Annotated in this window: 20 protein-coding genes and 2 other annotated features; of the genes, 1 reads left to right on the forward strand and 19 read right to left on the reverse strand. The window is 38.4% G+C overall.

Annotation, left to right across the window (positions count from 1 at the left end; translation table 11 throughout):
• Positions 1 to 3: 3 nt before the first annotated feature.
• From NY607_RS06550 to NY607_RS06635, 18 genes are all read right to left on the reverse strand, one after another.
• Positions 4 to 531, reverse strand: coding sequence for a Spo0B domain-containing protein (locus NY607_RS06550; protein ID WP_048395160.1), 528 nt, complete (start codon positions 529 to 531; stop codon positions 4 to 6).
• A gap of 177 nt (positions 532 to 708) precedes the next feature.
• Complete coding sequence (rpmA, locus tag NY607_RS06555; protein ID WP_016991892.1) at positions 709 to 1,008, reverse strand: 50S ribosomal protein L27; 300 nt, start codon at positions 1,006 to 1,008, stop codon at positions 709 to 711.
• Complete coding sequence (locus NY607_RS06560) at positions 1,005 to 1,361, reverse strand: ribosomal-processing cysteine protease Prp (protein ID WP_016991891.1); 357 nt, start codon at positions 1,359 to 1,361, stop codon at positions 1,005 to 1,007. The genes rpmA and NY607_RS06560 overlap by 4 nt, the downstream gene beginning before the upstream one ends.
• 16 nt (positions 1,362 to 1,377) lie before the next feature.
• Positions 1,378 to 1,686, reverse strand: coding sequence for a 50S ribosomal protein L21 (gene rplU / locus NY607_RS06565; RefSeq protein ID WP_004226667.1), 309 nt, complete (start codon positions 1,684 to 1,686; stop codon positions 1,378 to 1,380).
• Between the two features lie 14 nt (positions 1,687 to 1,700).
• Positions 1,701 to 1,778, reverse strand: a sequence feature (ribosomal protein L21 leader region).
• Positions 1,779 to 1,823: 45 nt separating this feature from the next.
• Positions 1,824 to 2,435: a zinc metalloprotease gene (locus NY607_RS06570; protein WP_048395158.1), complete on the reverse strand. Its 612-nt coding sequence runs from the start codon at positions 2,433 to 2,435 to the stop codon at positions 1,824 to 1,826.
• Positions 2,425 to 2,979: a peptidoglycan DD-metalloendopeptidase family protein gene (locus tag NY607_RS06575; protein WP_016991889.1), complete on the reverse strand. Its 555-nt coding sequence runs from the start codon at positions 2,977 to 2,979 to the stop codon at positions 2,425 to 2,427. Before NY607_RS06575 ends, NY607_RS06570 begins: the two co-directional genes overlap by 11 nt.
• 93 nt (positions 2,980 to 3,072) lie before the next feature.
• Complete coding sequence (gene minD / locus NY607_RS06580; RefSeq protein ID WP_004226660.1) at positions 3,073 to 3,870, reverse strand: septum site-determining protein MinD; 798 nt, start codon at positions 3,868 to 3,870, stop codon at positions 3,073 to 3,075.
• Between the two features lies 1 nt (position 3,871).
• On the reverse strand, positions 3,872 to 4,540 hold the full coding sequence (gene minC, locus NY607_RS06585; RefSeq protein ID WP_004226657.1) for a septum site-determining protein MinC: 669 nt from the start codon (positions 4,538 to 4,540) through the stop codon (positions 3,872 to 3,874).
• A 27-nt stretch (positions 4,541 to 4,567) separates the two neighbouring features.
• Positions 4,568 to 5,092 carry a rod shape-determining protein MreD gene (mreD, locus tag NY607_RS06590; protein ID WP_054550026.1) on the reverse strand — a complete coding sequence of 175 codons (525 nt, stop codon included), beginning with the start codon at positions 5,090 to 5,092 and terminating at the stop codon, positions 4,568 to 4,570.
• A complete protein-coding gene (mreC, locus tag NY607_RS06595; RefSeq protein WP_048395155.1) occupies positions 5,092 to 6,006 on the reverse strand; it encodes a rod shape-determining protein MreC in 915 nt (304 codons plus the stop codon). Before mreC ends, mreD begins: the two co-directional genes overlap by 1 nt.
• Positions 6,007 to 6,019: 13 nt before the next feature.
• Entirely contained in the window at positions 6,020 to 7,039 is a 1,020-nt protein-coding gene (locus tag NY607_RS06600) for a rod shape-determining protein (RefSeq protein WP_048395153.1), read from the reverse strand.
• Between the two features lie 580 nt (positions 7,040 to 7,619).
• A complete protein-coding gene (gene radC, locus NY607_RS06605) occupies positions 7,620 to 8,291 on the reverse strand; it encodes a RadC family protein (RefSeq protein WP_175400705.1) in 672 nt (223 codons plus the stop codon).
• Between the two features lie 33 nt (positions 8,292 to 8,324).
• Positions 8,325 to 8,918, reverse strand: a complete 594-nt coding sequence (locus tag NY607_RS06610; protein ID WP_066036508.1) for a Maf family protein — start codon at positions 8,916 to 8,918, stop codon at positions 8,325 to 8,327.
• A 98-nt stretch (positions 8,919 to 9,016) separates the two neighbouring features.
• On the reverse strand, positions 9,017 to 9,661 hold the full coding sequence (locus NY607_RS06615) for a hypothetical protein (RefSeq protein WP_004226648.1): 645 nt from the start codon (positions 9,659 to 9,661) through the stop codon (positions 9,017 to 9,019).
• 168 nt (positions 9,662 to 9,829) lie between these two features.
• Positions 9,830 to 11,080 (reverse strand): bifunctional folylpolyglutamate synthase/dihydrofolate synthase, encoded by a 1,251-nt coding sequence (locus NY607_RS06620; protein ID WP_259419344.1) that lies wholly within the window; start codon positions 11,078 to 11,080, stop codon positions 9,830 to 9,832.
• On the reverse strand, positions 11,077 to 12,357 hold the full coding sequence (locus tag NY607_RS06625) for a bifunctional folylpolyglutamate synthase/dihydrofolate synthase (RefSeq protein WP_279495630.1): 1,281 nt from the start codon (positions 12,355 to 12,357) through the stop codon (positions 11,077 to 11,079). The genes NY607_RS06620 and NY607_RS06625 overlap by 4 nt, the downstream gene beginning before the upstream one ends.
• A 134-nt stretch (positions 12,358 to 12,491) precedes the next feature.
• On the reverse strand, positions 12,492 to 12,890 hold the full coding sequence (locus tag NY607_RS06630; protein WP_259419346.1) for a hypothetical protein: 399 nt from the start codon (positions 12,888 to 12,890) through the stop codon (positions 12,492 to 12,494).
• A 263-nt stretch (positions 12,891 to 13,153) separates the two neighbouring features.
• Positions 13,154 to 15,799, reverse strand: coding sequence for a valine--tRNA ligase (locus NY607_RS06635; protein WP_259419347.1), 2,646 nt, complete (start codon positions 15,797 to 15,799; stop codon positions 13,154 to 13,156).
• An 80-nt stretch (positions 15,800 to 15,879) separates the two neighbouring features.
• Positions 15,880 to 16,137: a binding site (T-box leader), on the reverse strand.
• A gap of 102 nt (positions 16,138 to 16,239) precedes the next feature.
• On the opposite strand from NY607_RS06635, the gene NY607_RS06640 reads away from it, so the two are divergent.
• Complete coding sequence (locus NY607_RS06640; protein ID WP_036124009.1) at positions 16,240 to 16,434, forward strand: hypothetical protein; 195 nt, start codon at positions 16,240 to 16,242, stop codon at positions 16,432 to 16,434.
• Here the strand turns inward: NY607_RS06640 and NY607_RS06645 are convergent.
• A complete protein-coding gene (locus NY607_RS06645; RefSeq protein ID WP_175400699.1) occupies positions 16,411 to 17,085 on the reverse strand; it encodes a valyl-tRNA synthetase in 675 nt (224 codons plus the stop codon). The two genes, NY607_RS06640 and NY607_RS06645, sit on opposite strands and share 24 nt — an antisense overlap.
• Positions 17,086 to 17,196 lie beyond the last annotated feature (111 nt).

Consider the following 17,196-nt stretch of genomic DNA (forward strand, 5'->3'; position numbering starts at 1 on the left):
AGTTCACTCCCTATTTGCACTCAAGACATATTGCCAGCGTGTAGTTGTCTGCTCAATTGTTTGAATGTCGAATTGTTTCAAACCTTTTTCGGTGAATGCATCAGCACTCCATAACCCATTTAGCGTGAATGTCACGGCAAATGTATGATCGTCAACACGTACATCAAGCGTTAGGATCTGCTCTGTAAATGGATCTAATGTATCATAAACATGCATAACTGTTTTGTTTAAATAATCTACAACTTCCTGATCAATATCATTGGTCACAGGCTTTTTTATCTCACCGCTTAGCTTCCAAGCTAATGATGGGTAACGCCATCCTGCTGTTTGAAGCCATTCAATTGTTTGTGGTAATTGTAGTCGATTGAGGATAGAAAATACTCGTAATTGTTCTGAATAATGTTGAATAAGTTTTTTCGATTCCTCGATTCTACCTAAATCTAAATTCATGCGAATCAGTTGCAGTTGATTCACATAATCATGATTTGCAAAACGTAATACTTCACTAATGGTTAGTGATTGATTGTTCATCCCATTCACTCCAATAAAGTTATCCTTACTAGTATAACAAGTTTTGCTGTATTTTTCCCTTAATTCTTTAATCAATTATACCTTGGTGTCATTGCGTCCAATCGGCTTTTTTGAAATTTAGCCAAAAAAAGGACTGCAATAAATGCAGTCCTCCGCTTTATGTTATCTTATAAAAGATTAAGCTTCTTGTGTTGTTGGATAAACAGATACTTGTTTGCGATCGCGACCTAAACGTTCAAATTTAACAACGCCGTCAACTTTAGCAAATAGTGTATCGTCACCACCACGACCTACGTTTGTACCTGGGTAAATTTTTGTACCGCGTTGACGGTAAAGAATTGAACCACCTGTTACGAATTGGCCATCAGCACGTTTTGCACCAAGTCGTTTAGACTCAGAGTCACGTCCGTTTTTAGTAGAACCTACCCCTTTTTTCGATGCAAAAAGTTGAAGGTCTAATGCTAATAATAATTTCATCGAGTTCCACCTCCTACTTGGTTGTAGTTGATTTGGATGTATTGTCCGTAATTTTGCACCATAGAATACACTTGGGCAGTCATTACTTGAACAATTAACTGTAGTTTTGCATCTACTTCAGGCTCTATGTCTGATGGTAAATCTACCTTGAGATAGCCTCCACCTTCAGCAGCTTGTTCGATTTCTGGCTGAATTTGTAATAATGCATAAATAGCATTCACTGTACCAATGGCTATAGTTGATGCTCCTGCACATACTAAATCCTTACCAGATTCATCATAACCAGCATGTCCTGAAAATTCGAATGCTGACACATGTCTATTTTCATCGTGATGAATCGTAACTTGTATCATTCGCTATACCTCACAATTAAGCGTTGATTGCTTCAACAACTAATTTTGTGTAAGGTTGACGGTGACCTTGTTTACGACGGTAGTTCTTTTTAGCTTTCAATTTGAAAACAACGATTTTTTTCGCACGGCCTTCTTTAACAACTTTAGCTGTTACAGTAGCGCCTTCTACGAATGGAGCGCCAACTTTAACGTTTTCGCCACCTACGAATAAAACTTTATCAAAAGTTACAACCTCATCAGCTTCTACGCCTAATTTTTCAACATAGATTTCTTGACCAGCTTCTACTTTGACTTGTTTACCACCAGTTTCAATAATTGCGTACATTTTACTGCACCTCCTCTTAGACTCAGACTCGCCTGTTTCATAAGGTGATCTTACTAGACACTTAAACCTTTACAGAGCGGTTGTAGTAGCACGGGTGCTACAAACAATAACATTAAAATATTACCACACGAATTTTTTCAAGTCAATCTATTCATAACATATTTTTCAAAAGCAACTCGGTATTTTCGATAACGCCATTCTTTCAACACTTGCAACCAAATGAATAAATTTATGATGGCTAAAAAAATAGATTGTGGCAAGAACTTGAAAGTGACAAGTAATAGTATAGTAGCTACGATGAATGATAACCAATAATATAGCTCTATCACGTGAGCTCTTGGATATTTTAAAAATAGGCAGGCTAACAATATCCTTCCACCATCTAACGGTATGATGGGTACAATATTGACAGCCAATAACACGAGTTGTACATTTATAAGCTTAGTAGCGAGTAAATCAGGCATAAAAAAAGCGAGGCCAATCCCAATAATCGTAGCGATTGGCCCTCCTAATGCAATCCATAGGAGTGACGAAGCTTGCACAACCGCTGGATTTTCAAATTGAATTTCTCCCCCGTATGGTGTAATTACGCAGGATTTCACCTTCACTCCACACATTACTGCCGCAACTAAGTGACCAGCCTCATGCCACAGTAAGGAAAACAGAATGATCGCGTAATAGGCTAACTGGCCACTAAAAATCATGACAAATACGAGAGGGATACACAGAAGATGTAATTTAATCCTCATTTGTCTCCGTCGTTTCAAGCCATTGTACAATTTGCTCTAAATCATAATGGGCATCTCCCTTTTCGATGGACACATAAAGTTGACCCGCTTCTTTCATGCCAATTAAATCATTTGCTTGAATAGATGTGTATGGTAGTTGAGCTAAACTATCTAACATACCATAGGAAACGGTTGTACCATCTTCATAGCTGATGGTCATGGTCTTACCTGTGTACTTTGTATGGCCAGTAAAAACGACTAATCCATTTTGACCAGCATAGATAGGTAAGCCAACATCATACTGCAATAGATAGCCTTCTTTAAATACTTGGGCATTCGCAAATGTTAAAAGATCTGCTTGCCCTACATCACTAGAAACCATGATGGTCTCTTTTTCTTTTTCAAACCAGCTTTGCCCGAGCTCACTTAAATACGTTAAATCAGCAGAGGTTGTAACAAGCTTCCGAACAGGTGTATCCACTACACCCTGGTCCTCTAAACGAATTACAAGCATGATCGCCGCCACAAGAAGTATCGTGACAAACCATTTCCATTTTTTAAACAAGCCCTCATCCTTTTTTCCTCACTATATGTGATTGCATGTCCAAACATGCACAAGAAAAAACCTTCTCGTACAATTGCACGAAAAGGTTTTAATTTATTTTGAGAAAAGGGCTTTAAGTTTTGAAAACATCCCTCTTTGCTCATCTTGTATAGCCATTAATGGCACTGATTCACCAAGAATACGACGGGCAATATTTCGATAGCCTAATGACGCTTTATTTGAGGGGTCCATTACAATTGGTTCACCTTTATTAGAAGATGAAATGACACCTTCACTGTCTATAATAATGCCTAATAAATCAATAGATAAATGAGTTGTAATTTCATTGACATCCAGTGTGTCACCGCTCTTCATCATATGTTGTCGAATACGATTAATGATGAGTTTAGGTGCTGTTATCTCTTCCTGCTCCAGTAAACCAATAATACGATCTGCATCACGAACAGCAGAAATTTCAGGTGTTGTGACAACAATCGCATGATCTGCACCAGCAACAGCGTTACGGTAGCCTTGCTCAATTCCCGCTGGGCAATCGATTAATACATAATCATAGTCTCTTTTCAATTCCTCTACTAAGCTCTTCATTTGCTCAGGGGTAACAGCATTTTTATCTGTTGTTTGAGCAGCAGGTAATAAAAATAGTTTCTCATCTACGCGTTTATCCTTAATCAATGCTTGATGAATTTTACAGCGTCCTTCCACCACATCGACTAGGTCATAAATAATACGATTTTCAAGGCCTAAAATCACATCTAAATTACGTAGGCCAATATCTGTATCCACTAAACATACTTTTTTACCTTGTAGAGCCAATGCAGTCCCAAGGTTAGCCGTTGTCGTTGTTTTACCGACACCGCCTTTACCTGAAGTTATGACGATCGCTTCTCCCACACTAGCTTCCTCCCTTAGACACATTTAACAATGGTCGAATATTTTTTAAGGCATGAATTTGATCGTACGTAATGCGTCCATCGTAGCCAATAAATGCACAAGTCATTTCTACTTGATTAATCGCTTTTACATGTTCATCTGACATTACCTGAACTTGATCGGCAATCATGATATGCGTGGCTTCAAATCGAGATGCTGCAATGATTGCTTCTTTATTGCCTTGCATACCAGCATGTGCAATCCCTTTAAGTCTACCTAGGACATATACATTACCTCCAGCCTCAACACGACCGTTTGGATTGACATTTCCTATGATGGTAATATCCCCGGATGAACGCAGAATTTGTCCTGATCTGACCACTCCTATATATGTATCTTGTTGGCTTTCAAACATCTTCTGGTTGCTTTCGTGGACAGTCAGTACTTCACTTTGCACCTTCGATACAATAAGCTGTTCTGTTTCTTCTATAATTTTTATAAGTTCATTTAATTGTTCTTCAGTACAGTATCGATAGCCTAAGTATAATTGTACATCAACTTTACCATCGATACCGCCCTCTAAAACCTTATTCTTTAATTCTTCCACTAGTTCACCATACGCACATTGGTCGTCTAGGCGTAGTACAAAACCGTCCTTCGTTCCCTTCATATTAACTAACTGTTTTTTCATGAATGCCTCACCTCACGTTGTTCTTTGTTAAGAAACCTCACGTGCTCTCTGTAAGACACGCGCATTAATTAGATACTTGAAGGCCCACCCAAGAATCATTAAAAATAAAGCATTCGCAATGATTGTTGGTAGTAGTCGTGAACGTAAGAAATCCGCTAAAGGAATTGCTGTAAAATCGATTAGGAAAAAGAATTGATAGAGAATAAATTCTAAAATCGCTACTAGTATAACTGAAATTGTAGTTGTTACAACTAAGTGCTGATGTATAACTTTCACGATAGACCCTGCCAAAAAACATATAAGTGGATAAAGTACTGAATATAATCCAATAATATCAATGTAAAACACATCATACAAGACACCAAAAAAAAGTCCATACATTACCGCACGTTGACGGCTGTAATAGATGGATATAAAAATAAGGTATAAGATTAAAAAACGCGGTACCAGAAAATAGACTTCCCCTTTAATTTCAATCGGGGAAAGCATAGCAAATTCTGGTTCTAACAGGAATAGTAAAACCGCTACAGAGGGGATGAGAAATCGAACCATCACTCCGCCTCCTCTTCACTTGCCTCTTGCGGATTCGATAAATCCTCATTCGTTGCATTGCCATCTGATCCATCAATACTTGTGGATGTTCGCTTGGCAATCACAACATGCTCTAAAATTGAAAAATCAGCAGATGGTTTGACATACGCCATTTTCGTTAAACCAAAGTCATCTGTACTAACTTCCGTAATTTCTCCTATCGGCACTCCCTTAGGGAAAATACCACCAAGACCTGAAGAAACTACTTGCTCGCCTTCTTTCACCTTCATGCTAGAATCGATTCGCTTCATAATGAGTTCATTACGTTCTTCATCAAAGCCCTCGATTAAACCGTATGCTTCTTTTTCTCCTAGCACCATCGCGGAAACACGATAGTTTGGATTATTTGTATTTAAAAGCTCTACCTCAGATGTGAAAGGTGTAACTAGGGTAATTTTCCCCACTAACCCTTTCGCGGTCATAACTGCCATATTTTTTTTGACTCCATGAGAAGACCCTTTATCTAAAATAATTTTCTCTTCCCACTGGTCAGGATTTCTAGCAATCACTGTTGCTTGAATTGGATTAAATGCCTTTAAGCTCTCAGTTTTATCCAAAAGCTCTCGAAGCTTGTTATTCTCTGATTTTAAATCCGTAGCCTCAGCTTGTACAACTGCAAAATCTTCTAAGCGTGCTTTTAAACGTTTATTTTCTTCGTACGTGTTTAAGAGGGAGTCAATACTATTAAAAACACCATTAATATAATTCGCCGGCTTCGCAACAAGCGATTGTGCGAAACCGACAGTATCTTTAATAATTTGCTCTGGTAAAGTTGCATTCGTCCGATCACGTAATGAGAAGCTAATCAATGCCACAAGAAAAACCATGCCTATGAGCAGCAAAATTACTTTCTTATTGAAAAAAAAGTGTGGCATTGCCTAAACCTCCTTACCCTTTAACTTGTTGTTGACGAATTAAGTCGATATGATCTAATGCCTTACCTGTACCAATCGCTACACAGTCTAAAGGATCTTCTGCAATGAATACTGGCATATTTGTCTCTTGACTGATTACTTTGTCTAAGTTTGTTAGCAGTGCCCCACCACCAGTTAATACAATACCGCGCTCCATTACATCAGCAGATAATTCTGGAGGTGTTTGTTCTAATGTTTTACGAACACCGTCAATAATAGAGGAAACCGCTTCACGTAATGATTCAGAAATTTCCTGTGAAGAAATTTCAATTGTTTTCGGTAAACCTGTTAACAGGTCACGTCCTCTAATATCCATTCGTGCTTCTGGTCCTTCTGCCAATGCCGTACCAATTTCCATTTTTACGGCTTCTGCTGTACGTTCACCAATTGTTAAATTATACGTTTTACGGATATACGAAATGATGGATTGATCCATTGCATCACCACCAACACGTACAGATTCACTCGTTACAATACCACCTAATGAAATAACGGCAACTTCTGTTGTACCTCCACCGATATCAACAACCATTGACCCTGTAGGATCCCATACAGGAAGATTTGAACCGATTGCTGCTGCAAATGGCTCTTCGATTGTGAACGCCTCTTTTGCACCTGCTTGTCGTGCAGCATCAATAACAGCACGCTGCTCCACTGAAGTAATACCATAAGGTACACAAATCATAACATTTGGTTTTTTCCAGTTGCCTCCAGAGTTTTTACATGCTTCTTTTAAATAATACTCAATCATTGCTGTTGTAATATCGAAGTCAGCAATAACGCCATCTTTCATTGGACGAATCGCTACGATTGAGCCAGGTGTTCGACCAATCATATTTTTCGCATCATTACCAACGGCAACAATATCCCCTGTTTTTGTATTTTTTGCTACAACTGAAGGTTCACGTAATACGATTCCCTTTCCTTTAATAAACACTAATGTATTCGCTGTGCCGAGGTCAATCCCGACATCTTTGCTTCCTAGTCCAAACAAATTGTGTACTCCCTTTCTATATAAGCCATACTTTCGTTGACATCCAATATATTTGACGACAATGTATAGGAAATTGAATTGTGTAAATACACAATTGACTCCTTTCAACGTCCATAACACCTGTCAAATTTTTTTATCTCCATCAGTTGGTAGTTTACACCTATGAAAAAACTACACACTCATTCACCTCACCACCAATTTTGATGGGAGTCCTCCCTGAATAAAGATAAAATTCATACCGTTCATTATAACGGAAAAACGCAAGAATTTGTAGTATCACATACTTCATCTCACAGAAAAGATACTATTTTAATTCCCTCTTAAACTAAAAATAGTACGTATAGATTAGCATATAATTTTTATTCCCATAAGACAATGTGTATCAGGCTACCAATTTTTGTGAAGATAATTGCTTTTCTATGAATACATTAACGTTATGTAAGAAAAAAGGTTCGCCAATATACCACAAAAAAATACAAAAATTTTATGACTGGTTATAATTAAGGTCATTTATAGTAATAGAATCTTCTATACAACAAAATGGATTCATCATAAAAAACTCTGCATATTGTATGCAGAGTTAAAAATATCCTTTTTCCTTTAAACTAATATATTGATGGTCGCCGATGATGACGTGATCAATTAACTCTATCCCTATAATATAGCCTGCTTCAACAATTCGCTTTGTTACTTCAATGTCCTCCGTGCTCGGTGTTGGCACCCCACTTGGATGGTTGTGGGCACATATAATAGAAGCGGCAGACCTTTTGACAGCTTCTCGAAATATTTCTCTAGGATGAACGATGGATGCATTTAAACTGCCAATGAAAATCGTTTGCTTATGAATAATTTGATTTTTTATATTTAAAAAAAGCACAACAAAATGCTCCTGATTAAGCGAGGTCATATCAGGCATTAAGTAAGTTGCTGCATCTTGTGGAGAACGTATTGTGAATTTCTCATCATTATGTTTTTGAGCCAGTCTTCTACCAAGTTCAACAGCAGCCATTAATTGAATGGCTTTCACCTCGCCTATTCCTTTAATAGCCATCATTTCTTCGATGGTTGCATGCTTCAAATGATGGAGTCGTTCAAAAACATTTAACACCCTATTTGCAAGAACAAGCACAGATTCTTCCTTTGTGCCTGTCCTCAATAAAATAGCGAGTAGCTCTTGATTCGATAAACTCTCAGCTCCTTGTCGTAATAGCCGTTCACGGGGACGATCCTCTATATTGACATCTCGTATCATCAAAGTTGGTAAAGCGTCTTCTAGCAAAAATATTCACTCCTTCGCAAATTGGACTATCTGTAGATCCACCAATTGCGAAAACAAAGTTGCAAGTGGTAAACCTACAACATTGTTATAATCTCCTTCAATTCGTTTAACTAATAGTGTACCAATCGTTTGAATGCCATAACCACCCGCTTTATCAAAAGGATCTCCTGAATCTACATAAGCTTCGATTAATTCCTGCGATAGACGGTGGAAAACAACTGTAGTCTCTTCCACAAAGGTCGTTTCCTTTCCATTCGGTTCGATTATAGCGACCGCAGTCATCACACTATGTTTGTTATTTGACAAACGTAATAAGTGAGAAATAGCTTCCTCACGCGTTTTAGGTTTATGTAGTAGCTCTTGATTGTAAACAACGATTGTATCTGCACCAATAATCGTGGCATTAGCTGCTTTTTTGGCTACATCACGCGTCTTCAATAAAGCTACTCCTTTTACATAATCCTGCATTGTATGAGCTTGTACACTTGTTTCTTCCACTTCACTTGTCAAGACTTCAAACGGGAGTGCTAGCATGTTAAGCAATTCCTTGCGCCTAGGGGAAGCAGAAGCAAGGACAAGCTTATGATTTGTTTTTAACATTATCTGATCATTCCTCCTTATCCTTATGATACAGAAGAATGCACAATTTGAAAATTTTCAAAAAAACAAGATAATGAAGATTTCATTATTATTTATTGTTAAAACTTCACTTGAAGACACGTATTTTTAGATTGGTAATGTGCAAAAACATGCAGACGAATGATGTTGATATCGTTGGAAATAGTAGAGGCCGCTGCGCCAATGGACTGCCAATCCTCAGGTAGCGTTGAGTCCTTGCCATTTTCCTTAAAATTTAATTTTGCGGCATTTTTATCTGCTAATGCAGTTGGTAGTTCTGCCAAGGTAGGTTCTTTACAGCTTTCACCACTGACGCTAAATGCCTTTTTAAAGGTTGCGGGGTCCTGTAAAAATTTTAGCTGACTTTCCTCCGTCACCATGCTTGTCCACACATAAAACTTGTCATCAACTTGAACGATCGCGCTCTCTTTTAAGGCAGGATACTCAGCAACAAATGAACTTGCGCTCTCATAGTTTGAATACACGCCAGCTTGGCTTGCATAAAACATCGATGCATTAGATGTATTGGTTGTCTCCCCGGCAGTTGGAATCGTTTCTGTTTGTGATTGATTATTTGCCACTTCACTACCATTTTTCTTTAAAGGTAACTGTGTGCTGGCTTGTAAAACGCCCAGAAAAATTGCTACACCTAATAGACCAACAAATCCACCAATAATCATTGCTCGAAATATTTGTTTTTTCATCACATGACTTACAATTTTCATTCAACTATCACCTCATCCTTCCACCTATCTATGCCAACATCATATGATATTATATGTACATTCCAAAGGGTAAATGCGAATTTATTATTTTTTGATACGGAACTCATTGCAATCCTAAATTTGCAGCCATAAAAAAACTAGGACTCACTATTAAGAGCCCTAGTTATTTCATTGTTTTAATCTATGACGAACCTCTGTTAATAAATATAACGAGCCTGCTACAATGGTTCTCTGCTGTCTATGTGATTGTGCCTGTATAAAGGATGCATAGTCAAGCAAGGTTGTTTTCGATGTTGCATGAGAAAGTTTGACCATTTGATGTGCTGGCATTGCTCGTGAATTAGCAAAATCGACGAAGTAAAAGTCATCACTCACCTGCTCTAGAATTCCGAGAATCTGCTCAACATCTTTATCTGCTAGTATGCCAACGACAAATGTTATCGGCTCATTTGGATATTCACACTGAATCGTTTCTATTAATTTTTCAGCACTTGCAGGATTATGCGCACCATCCAATATAACGAAAGGCATTATTTCTTCAAAGCGTCCCAAAATAGAGGCCTTTTGCACAGCTTGACGAATAGCTGTTTGATCAATAGACACGTCTAATTCTGACGCCACTTCAAAAAATGCTGTAATGGCGAGAGCCATATTGTTTCCCTGATGTGTCCCCTTCATAGAACGATTCAGGTTCGCAATTTGGAACTGCTGTACGTCATTCATATAGCTTTCTCCATCAGTTGTTTGCTTAATGGCAAAATGCTGACCTAATGCAAATAGAGTGGCTTTTTTTCGAACGGCTGCTGCATCCACAACTCGCTTCGCCTCATCAGGCAAATCACCAATAATAACTGGACGTTGTTGTTTAATAATACCTGCTTTATGGTGTGCAATGCTTTCAAGCGTATCCCCTAAAAACTTTGTGTGCTCTAAAGCAATACTTGGGATAATAGAGACAATAGGTGTTACCACATTTGTACTATCCAATAAACCACCCATTCCCGCTTCAATCAGCGCAATATCCACCTGCCCATTGACAAAATGTAAAAATGCCGCCACCGTCAGCAATTCAAAATTGGTTAGTTTGCCACTCAGCCCAGCCTCATGCATCTGTTGGAAAACTTGATCCATTTCAGCCTCTGTTATAGGTTGACCAGCTATTTGAATTTGGTCATGAACATCAACGATACATGGTGACATAAATTTGCCCACGCGTAAGCCATGTTCTTGTGCAATTGCCTCTAGAAATGTTAACGTAGAGCCTTTGCCATTTGTGCCCGCTAAGTGGACAACACGCAAAGTTTGCTCAGGATTACCTAAATATGATAAAGCCTCTTCAATCGCTGTAAGACCTGGTTTAATGATATCCTCACTTTTAACCTGCCATTTCTCTTTATAATGATCAAAGTTTGGGATCATCGTCCTTCCTCCTGTAGCCACTGTCGAGCTTGTGCTATAAAATATAATGAGCCTGTAATGACAACAATATCCTCTTTTTGGCGTTCTTGTAATACTGTTTGAAGGCTTTTTAGCCATTCTATATGAACCGTTTTATTTGCATGAGTCGACAACATCGCTAAGCTTTCAGCAGGCATTGCATTTGGTAGGTCTATTTGTGTAAAAGTGATCGAGGTGGCAACAGCATCCATTAGTTCTATACTGTTACCATGATCCTTATCTGCTAATGCCGCGTAAATAAAGTGATAATTGTTTCTTGGATAGACATTTTTTAGTGTTTGGATCAGAGCAGCTGTCCCTTCTGAATTATGAGCACCATCTAGCACAATTTGATTCGGCCATTGCTCAAAGCGGCCTGCCCATTGCGCACATTGTAGACCTTGACAAATAGAATCATCAGTAATGACAATTGCCCCCTGCTCACGTAATGTTAGTATGGCTGTGATGGCCAAACTTGCATTATTTATTTGATGTTGACCAGCCATTTTTAATGGTACATCCTTCATCAAGACATGAGCCTTTTCATATGTAAAGTGCTGATAGTCAGTGCTCTGCCAACTATTTGTCACTGTGAAGTCTTGTCCTAAAACAAAGCATGATGCATGTCGTTCCTCTGCAGTAGCTTTAATGACAGCCAATGCCTCCTCATTATGAACACCTACAACAACTGGTATGCCTTCCTTGATGATGCCAGCTTTTTCTGCGGCAACCTTTGCGAAAGTGTCGCCTAAAAAGGCTGTATGCTCTAACGAGATCGTTGTAATAATAGCTAAAAGCGGTGTTACGACATTTGTCGCATCCAAACGCCCTCCAAGCCCTGTCTCAATAAGCGCTATATCTACACCTTCATGTGCAAAATACTGAAACATAATGAGTGTAACTACCTCAAAAAAGCTTGGAAATTCACCATTGTAGTGTTCTTCTATAATTTTCGCAAGTTTATTGAAATAGTAGAGAAATTGCTCATCCGAAATTTGGTGGCCGTTAATGGTCATACGTTCATTAACTCGCTCTAAATGTGGAGACGTAAATGCCCCTACAGTGTAGCCTGCATGTTGAAGCATTTCTCTTAATGCGTTCACCGTAGAACCTTTACCATTTGAACCTGCTACATGGATTACTCTTAGCTTATTGTGAGGTTCATCTAAATGTCCTAGTACTTCCCGCATAAGGACAAGTGGCGCACGTTTATGATCAACTGCTTTTAATGTAAAAATAAATTTTGTACATTCGTTCATTGTGTTAAACAAAAGAAACACTCCTTCTTACTGCAATATCTTTATTTTAGTACAAGTAACGTTTAATAACATAGCAAAATGACAAAATACAAAAAACACGCAGCTAGCAACTGCGTGTTCGTACTAATATTATTTTAATGTACCTTGTGAGCCCCTAATAAAGCACCCATATTATTTAAAATAGTTTTGGCATCACTATTTAATAATGGATGGACATCTGGGCGTTGCACTAATTCAAAAGCGTTTTTTAACGTCCTTTTTAGCATCGATATATCAAAATCTGAGCAATACTCATTAATTTTTTGGATCGTTAATAAATCTGTTCGTGATAATTTAGTGCTATCCTGTTGGGGATTACTATTTGCTAATATGTGCTTAATCAGGACACGGCCACTTGTATTCAATAAACGATAATACTTTGCTTCGGATAATTTTAAGAGATTCGTTTCGATTAATACTCTCGCGCTTACAAAGTCTAATTCATCACATGCTTTGTTGACTTTTGTAATAATAGTTGCTATATTCCCTGACATTTTCAACACCTCCATTAGCTCTTATTTTCTTTCTAAAAAAGACTCTCTATCCAAAAAACATCCATTCCCAATCTTAGATTTGGTTTTTCACGGCTAAATAACATGAAATTAGGTTTTGTTTCCTATTAGTTCAGCGCTGCACATCATCTATTAGACCAATTTATTTAAAATAATACTATATATTTTTTCCTAATTCAATGTATATCTTTAGCTCTACATAAAAAAAGCAATGGATGACTTTTTCGTCATCCATTGCTTCGTCTTTACATATTTTTTAATTCTTCTAAACGTTTTAACACAACTGCATGCTTGCTTTCGTAATCTGCTAATTTCTCACGTTCTGCGTTGACTAACGCTTCCGGTGCTTTCGATACAAACTTCTCATTCGATAATTTACCTGTAACAAGCTTTACTTCTTTTGCCCATTTCTCTAATTCTTTTTCAAGACGGGCAATTTCTTCCTCAAGATTGATCAGTCCAACAAGAGGCAGGAATACCTGTGCTCCTGTCACAACAGCAGTCATTGATTGTCCTGGGGCCTCTAAACCTTCACCAATTGTTAAAGTGTCAGGATTACAGAATTTTTCTAGATATGCTTGATTATCTTTAAGTACAGCTGCTGTTGCTGCATCTTTCGCTGAAATAAACAACGGTACTTTTTTGCTCATCGGTGTATTTACTTCCGCACGAATATTACGTACTGAACGTATAATATCCATTAGGAGCTTCATATTATCTGCTTCATCAGCAAAATGAAGATCTGTGCGTACTGTTGGCCATGCTGCCACTGTAATAGATTCACCTTCGTGTGGTAAGTGCTGCCAGATTTCTTCTGTAATGAAAGGCATAAATGGATGTAAAAGACGCATTGTTTGATCTAGTACGTAAGCTAAAATAGATCGAGTTGTCTTTTTAGCTGCTTCATCTTCACCGTAAAGTGGTAATTTTGCCATTTCAATATACCAAGAACAGAAATCATCCCAAATGAAATTGTATAATTCACGGCCAACTTCGCCGAATTCATAACGCTCTGCAAGAGAGGTTACACGTTCAATCGTTTCATTTAAGCGCGTTAAAATCCATTTGTCAGCTACAGATTTTTCACCAGTTAAATCGATCTCATCATATCTCATACCATCCATATTCATAAGCGCAAAACGTGATGCATTCCAAATCTTATTGGCAAAGTTCCATACTGCTTCAACTTTTTCAGTTGTATAGCGTAAATCTTGACCAGGTGATGAACCAGTAGCTAAGAAGTAGCGTAATGAATCTGCACCGTATTGTTCAATGACATCCATTGGATCAACACCATTGCCAAGTGATTTACTCATTTTACGCCCTTCACCATCACGTACTAAACCATGAATTAGCACATCTTTAAATGGACGTTGATCTGTAAACTCAAGGCCTTGGAAAATCATTCGAGAAACCCAGAAGAAAATAATATCATAGCCTGTTACTAATGTATTTGTTGGATAGTAACGTTTATATTCTTCATTTGCTTCATCTGGCCAACCCATAGTAGAAAACGGCCATAGTGCTGAAGAGAACCATGTATCTAGTACATCTTCATCTTGCGTCCAGTTTTCTGCATCTGCTGGGGCTTCTTTACCTACGTATATTTCGCCTGTTTCATTATGGTACCAGGCTGGGATTTGATGGCCCCACCATAATTGACGAGAAATACACCAATCGCGTATATTCTCCATCCAGCGGGAATATGTGTTTTCAAAACGAGCAGGAACAAAGTTTACTTTCCCTTCTTCGTCCTTTTGCAGCTCTAGGGAAGCATCAGCAAGTGGTTGCATTTTAACGAACCATTGTGCTGAAAGATATGGCTCAACAACAGCACCAGAACGTTCAGAGTGTCCTACTGAATGCATATGCTCTTCAATGCGAATTAACACACCTGCTTCTTGTAAATCAGCAACAATTTGCTTGCGGCATTCGAAGCGATCCATTCCTTTATATTTGCCAGCAAGATCATTCATTGTGCCGTCTTCATTCATTACTAGAATGCGCTCTAGATTATGACGATTACCAACTTCAAAGTCGTTCGGATCATGGGCTGGTGTCATTTTTACAACCCCAGTACCAAATTCCATATCAACGTACTCATCAGCAACAATTGGAATTTCGCGACCTACAATCGGTAAAATAACGTTTTTACCAATTAAGTGCTGATAACGCTCATCGTTCGGGTGAACAGCTACCCCAGAGTCACCAAGCATTGTTTCGGGACGTGTTGTAGCAACTTCTACATAGCCAGAGCCATCAGCTAATGGATATTTCATATGATAGAAGGCACCTTGCACATCCTGATAAATTACCTCGATATCAGATAATGCTGTTTTTGCTGCTGGGTCCCAGTTGATAATACGTTCACCACGATAAATTAAACCTTTTTCATATAACTGAACAAAAACTGTTTTTACGGCATCTGAAAGACCTTTGTCTAATGTGAAACGTTCACGTGTATAATCTAATCCAAGACCAAGCTTTGCCCATTGATCACGAATATGTCCAGCATACTCTTCTTTCCATTCCCATGTTTTTTCGAGGAATTTTTCACGTCCTAAATCATAACGTGTAATATTATCCTCACGCAGCTTGGCTTCTACTTTTGCCTGTGTTGCTATACCAGCATGGTCCATACCTGGCAACCATAGGGCATCATAGCCTTGCATGCGTTTCATACGAATGAGAATATCTTGTAATGTTGTATCCCAAGCATGACCAAGGTGTAATTTACCTGTTACGTTCGGTGGTGGAATAACGATTGAATAGGGCTTTTTCCCACTTTCAGGCTGTGCCTCGAAGAACTTCCCTTGTAACCACCATTCATAGCGACCAGCTTCAATGGACTGTGGGTCATATTTAGTTGGCATTGAAATGTTTTCTGTCATATTGACTCCTCCTATTGTTTGAAAACTGTTGGTAAAGAAATACTATTTATTTTTTACCCAATAAAAAAACTCCTCTCGTCTAAAAGGACGAAGGAGTTTTAGTTCGCGGTACCACCTTTAATTCCAGCAGGGTTAAGATAAATATTAAATAACATATTTTCTCAGCCTATTCTACTGGCTCTCAATTCGGTAACGGTGTTTAACCGGCTTTAACTACTATTATTTCACTAAAGCTGCTCAAGGGCTACCTTCAATTTCGTACAAATAGAAACTTCTCAGCTACCGTTTCCTCTCTGAAAATGTAGTCAAAATTTACTCTTCCCTATCATAGCATCTGTATTTGATTTTCCTTATTGTACCGCAGGATCGTGTCATTTTTCAAGTGATTTAGTCATCTTTTAGTAAGAGGAAAGTAAATAGAAAAGGAAGTGACAATTCAAATGCGACGACGCAAGTATAACCCTTGGCTTTTACCACCTTGGCTACGACAAGTTCGTTTTTATTGCAGAACCATCATCGTGCCGATTTGTGCTTTTCAGTTTATCCGTGTCATTATTGTGCCAACATCAGGTGATTTAGTCTTCTTATTACTCCTGCTACTTCTCTGCTATTTACTTTTGAAAGACATCATTTGAAACACGAACTTTAAGCGGTGTATATTCTTCTGTTAGATCCCAAATCATAGAAGGCACTTCATGCCAAGTACTGGATTCGCGTACAACAATATGGCTTGAGGATTCTCTTAATACAGCTTTTTGGTCAACTGTTGTAGAATTCTCTTGGCGTGAAGCTGCTGCTACTGCGGCAGGTTGTTTCACTTGAACACTTTCTTCAATTGCAGCCAATGTCTCCTCTTGTTCGAAAGCATGTGTTGATAGGTGCGGATTGTCTAACACATCTTTTTCAACAACAGGTTCATACTCATTGAAAGCGCTTGTGACTGTCCACTCAAGCTGACACATCTGATTTGTTAGACTAGGGCGAATATCCTTGACCATTAAATCTTTGACATCTGATTCTTTTGGTAAATCCACATGTAAAGGAACGGCATACTCAAAATAACCAGTATCTCCTTGAATATCAAGGGCATCAATTGTAATTAAATCTTCATTTTCCGCAAATGCTTGCATATCTTGAAAATCAAAGCGAACGTGTGCGGTGATATGATAGATGCCCATAAGTCGCAAAGAATCCTCTAACTGCATTGCCTGCCACTGTGGCTTAATTTGAACAGCTGCTATTTCAGTTGGGCAGCCATATCCAGGAAAACAAAATGTTTCGCGCATATTCCAAGTTTTGTGTTCGATAATAATCCCTCCCTTTGCATCATATGACGATTCGAAGGATAGTATGCTAGGATGTTGCCATTTGAACAGAGTTAAAAATAGATACTACTA

This window comes from Lysinibacillus sp. A4 (assembly GCF_024919535.1).
GTDB classification, from domain to species: Bacteria; Bacillota; Bacilli; order Bacillales_A; family Planococcaceae; genus Lysinibacillus; species Lysinibacillus capsici.